The sequence below is a fragment of the Pseudomonas sp. AGC41 genome (assembly GCF_057334555.1).
In genome coordinates, this window is record NZ_JBHFJB010000106.1 from 5,525 (window position 1) to 9,626 (window position 4,102).

Annotated in this window: 3 protein-coding genes; all 3 read right to left on the reverse strand. The window is 61.9% G+C overall.

Annotated elements, in window-relative coordinates:
* Nucleotides 1-29: 29 nt before the first annotated feature.
* The 3 genes from ACE04F_RS18430 to ACE04F_RS18440 all read right to left on the reverse strand — a co-directional run bounded on the left by ACE04F_RS18430 (nucleotide 30) and on the right by ACE04F_RS18440 (nucleotide 3,991).
* Nucleotides 30-209, reverse strand: a complete 180-nt coding sequence (locus ACE04F_RS18430; protein WP_486108912.1) for a hypothetical protein — start codon at nucleotides 207-209, stop codon at nucleotides 30-32.
* Nucleotides 206-1,336 (reverse strand): PepSY-associated TM helix domain-containing protein, encoded by a 1,131-nt coding sequence (locus tag ACE04F_RS18435; RefSeq protein ID WP_486108914.1) that lies wholly within the window; start codon nucleotides 1,334-1,336, stop codon nucleotides 206-208. The genes ACE04F_RS18430 and ACE04F_RS18435 overlap by 4 nt, the downstream gene beginning before the upstream one ends.
* Before the next feature lie 216 nt (nucleotides 1,337-1,552).
* Nucleotides 1,553-3,991 carry a TonB-dependent siderophore receptor gene (locus tag ACE04F_RS18440; protein WP_486108916.1) on the reverse strand — a complete coding sequence of 813 codons (2,439 nt, stop codon included), beginning with the start codon at nucleotides 3,989-3,991 and terminating at the stop codon, nucleotides 1,553-1,555.
* Nucleotides 3,992-4,102 lie beyond the last annotated feature (111 nt).

Genomic DNA, 4,102 nt, shown 5'->3' on the forward strand with positions numbered 1-4,102 from the left:
GCTCCCACAGGTTCTTTGCCGCGCTGGGGTTATCCGCGTTTGATCAAGCCCCAGGCCCCAAGCACGGTCGGGATTCCCAATCCAACCCAGCTCACCGCATCCCAGGCCCCATCGCCCAACAGCGCCGAAAACAGCCCCGCCGCGCTCAATCCGCCGATCACCACGGGAATAGCAAACACCTTCCAGAAATTCGACTGCCGAGGCCTCACGAGGTTACCTCCGCGCCGACGGTCGCGCGCTTGGCGGCTTTACGTCGCACGACCCACAGATAAACGCCACTGCCCAGGACGATGATGGTCAGCACATCCAGGGTTGCCCAGAAAATCTGCATTGGCCGGCCACCGTAGTCGCCGAAATGCAGCGGCAGGGACAGGCTCATCACGTCCATGTACCACGGCCGCTCGGCCACGGCGGTGACGTCCAGGGTGCTGGCGTCGATCAGGACCGGGGTGAGCAGGTGTGAGGTCAGGTGGGTGTCGCCCTTCATGAACACGCTGTAGTGGTGCTCGCTGGAAAACAGCGTGCCGGGGAAGGCGATGAAGCTGGGCTCCATGCCCGGCGCGACTTCCTTGGCGATGTCGAGCAGGCGCGTCGCCGGCGCCAGTTGCGTCAATGGCGGGGCGTTGCGGTACGGCTCGACCATCGCGCTGAGGCTGTCGTTGCGCCACGCGGCGATGATCAGGTCGGCGCAGGCGGCAATCACGCCGGTCACGCCCACGGTCAGCGCCCAGACCAGGGTAACGACGCCGATCAGGTTGTGCAGGTCGAGCCAGCGCAGGCGGGTGGATTTGTCCTGGCGCACCGTGCCGAAGTTCAAGCGCCGCATGAACGGCAAGTACAGCACCACGCCGGAGACGATGGCGATCACGAACAGAAAACCCATGAACGCCAGCAGCAACTTGCCCGGCAGCCCAGCGAACATGTCCACGTGCAGGCGCAGCATGATCATCATGAAACCGCCGTTGGCCGAAGGCATCTCCAGGGCTTCGCCGGTGCGCGCGTCGAGCATGAAGGTATGGGATGAATTGGGTTCGGTACCCGGTGTCGGCGCCATGATGGTAATCACACCGTTGGGGTCGTCTTCGTCCCAGCCGAAATACTGGACCACTTCACCCGGACGGTGAGCCTTGGCTTTTTCCACCAGTTGTTGAAGATCCAACGGCGGCGTGCCGGCCGGCATTTCCCGCAGCTCCGGGGCATCGCCCAGCAGATGCTCGATTTCATGATGGAAAATCAGCGGCAGCCCGGTGATTGCCAGCATCAGCAGGAACACCGTACAGATCAGGCTGGTCCAGGTGTGGACGAAGGACCAGCGGCGAATGGTTTTGCTTTTCATGATCGATCCGAATGCAAAATGGCCACGATGGCGGAAGCGTCAGTCAAGCTGCGATACCGGTGGGAGCGAGCCTGCTCGCGAAGGCGGCGCAACAGTCGACATTGACGTCGTCTGGCACTGCGCTTTCGCGAGCAGGCTCGCTCCCACAGGGATTTCATTCAGCTGATCGACCTCAGCGACAGGCGACCTTCTAGAAGATTTGCAAATGCTAACCGTTTACCATTTGTAATTCACGCTGGCGACGACGTTGCGTTGGTCTCCGTAGTAGCAATAGAAGCCGTCACAGGTGGACAGGTATTCCTTGTTGAAGATGTTTTTCGCGTCCACCGCCACGGTGACGCCCTTGAGGGTCCGGTTCAAACGGCCCAGGTCGTAATGGGCCGAGGCGTCGTACACGGTGTAGGAACCGACATGCCCCCAATCGGTGTTGGTGGTGTTGCCGTAGGTGTCGCCGACATAACGCACGCCGGCACCCACGCCGAACCCGTCCAGCGGGCCGTTGTGCCAGGTGTAGTCGGCCCATGCGGTGGCCTGGTTACGCGGTACCTGGGCCATGCGCTTGCCTTCTTCGGGCGCGGTGCCCTTGGTGATTTCGCTGTCGTTGTAGGTGTAGGAACCGACCAGTTTCAGATTGTCGGTAACGTCGCCGGAGGCTTCCAGCTCAAGGCCGCGCACCTGGACTTCACCGACCTGGCGGGTGACGTTGTTTTCAGTGACAGAGTTGTTTTTCTGGGTCAGGTCGAACACCGCAGCCGTCAACAAGGTCTTGGTGCCGGGTGGTTGATACTTGATACCCGCCTCGTACTGTTCGCCCTCGGTCGGCTTGAACGCTTCGGTGCTGGTGACGATTGAACCTGCCGCCGCCTGGAACGACTGGGCGAAGGAAACGTAGGGCGTCACACCGTTATCGAAGACGTAGCTCAACGCCGCGTTGCCGCTGAATTTCTTGTCGCGCTGGGTGTTGGTGACATTGTTCTGGTTGTGGAACACGGTGCCGGTGTGGATCCAGTCTTCACGACCACCGAGGGTGAGGCGCCACTTGTCCAGGGCAATCTGGTCCTGGAAGTACAAGCCGGTCTGGTTGGTCTTCTGGTTGTAGTCATACATCGTGAAGTACTGGACGTTGGAAAAATCCTGTCCGTAGGTCGGGTTGTTGATATTGCTGGTCGGCACGCCAGTCGAACCCCAATCCCAACGCGAATTGCTGTTCGAGCGCTGGTGATCCAGACCCAGCAATAAGGTGTGGCTCAGATCACCCGTCTGGAAGTCGGCCTGGAAGTTGTTGTCCACGGCGAACTGGCTGATGTCCTCGTCGATGACGCTGGCGCTGCGCCTGACGTTGCCGTTGGCGTCCACCGATTGGTTCGGGCCATCTGGGAAGAACGCCCCACCAGCGGAAATACCCTGGGTTTCCAGGTCGCTCTTGGTGTAGCGCAGGTTCTGGCGGAACTGCCAGGTGTCGTTCAGGCGATGTTCAAAGGCATAACCGAGCGCGTAGTAGGTGCGGTCGTAGAATTCCCAATCCGGATCACCGAGGTTCTTGTGATGGGAAATCCTGCCCGCCGGCGACGACAGCTTGGTGCCTTGCAGGGGCAGGAATTGCCCGGTGATGCCGGTGTCATCGCGAGTGTACTGCGAGAGGAATGTCAGGCGGGTGTCGTCGTTGATGTTCCAGGTCAGGCTCGAGGCGATGTTGTAGCGCTTGTCCGGGATGTGATCGACCTGGGCATTGCTGTCGCGCACGGTGCCGCTGAGTCTATAAAGGAACTGGCCTTCATCGTCGACCTTGCCGGTGCTGTCGAAGTTGATCTGCTTGTGCTCATGGCTGCCGGCCTGCAACTCCACTTCATTGCTGCTCTCGGCTTGCGGGCGGCGGCTGACCATGTCGAGCATGCCGCCGGGTGGCGTCTGGCCGTAGACCGAGGACGCCGGGCCTCGAAGCACGGCGATGCGCTCAAGGTTCCACGGCTCGATTTTCGGGGTGATGTAGTTGCCCCTGGGCAGCGGCAGGCCATCGAGGAACTGGGTCGGCACGAAGCCGCGCACCAGCAGCCAGTCATTGCGCGAGTCCGAACCGTAGCCGCTGCTCTGCACGCCGGCGGTGTAGCGCAGGGCATCGTTGAGGTTGAGCACGGAACGGTCGTCCATCTGCTGGCGCGTGACCACCGAGACCGAGCGCGGCAGTTCGACGATCGGCGTGTCGGTCTTGGTGCCGGCGGCGGTGCGGGTGACCGCATAGCCTTCGGTCGGGCCCCAGGCGGTTTCGCTGACGCCGGCGCCGATCACGCTGGTTTCCGGCAGCACCATGACGCCCTCTGGCACGGCCACCAGGCTGTAGGTGCCGGCGCTGCTTTGCTCCAGTTGCAGGCCGGTGCCGCGCAAGGCTTCGCGCAGCGCACCGGTGGCGTCGAACTGGCCTTGGACCGGCGCCGAGGTTTTACCCGAAGCCAGCGCCGGGTTCAGGCTCAGGGCCAGGCCGGCCTGGCTGGCGATCTGGTTCAGAGTGCTGGCCAATGGCGCGGCGGGAAGATTGTAGGCGCGCACGCTGGACGCCTGCTCGGCGGCCAGCAGCGGACCGCTGGCCAGCGGGGTGGCGAAGGCGATGGCGACGGCCAACAGGCTGGGGCGCAACAGGGTGTCTAGCGGGCGGGACATACGGCGGCTCCTGAATGGAAATATTTCTCAATTGCCTGTGTGCCGGATGAAAACCGAAAAGTGATAGGGGGGGATGAAAATAATTTAGATTCAGATTGCGAGCGGTTGGGT

Coding starts and splice junctions, on each gene's coding strand:
- ACE04F_RS18440 (WP_486108916.1), bottom strand. CDS start 3,991: ATGTCCCGCCCGCTAGACACCCTGTTGCGCCCCAGCCTGTTGGCCGTC.
- ACE04F_RS18435 (WP_486108914.1), bottom strand. CDS start 1,336: ATGAAAAGCAAAACCATTCGCCGCTGGTCCTTCGTCCACACCTGGACC.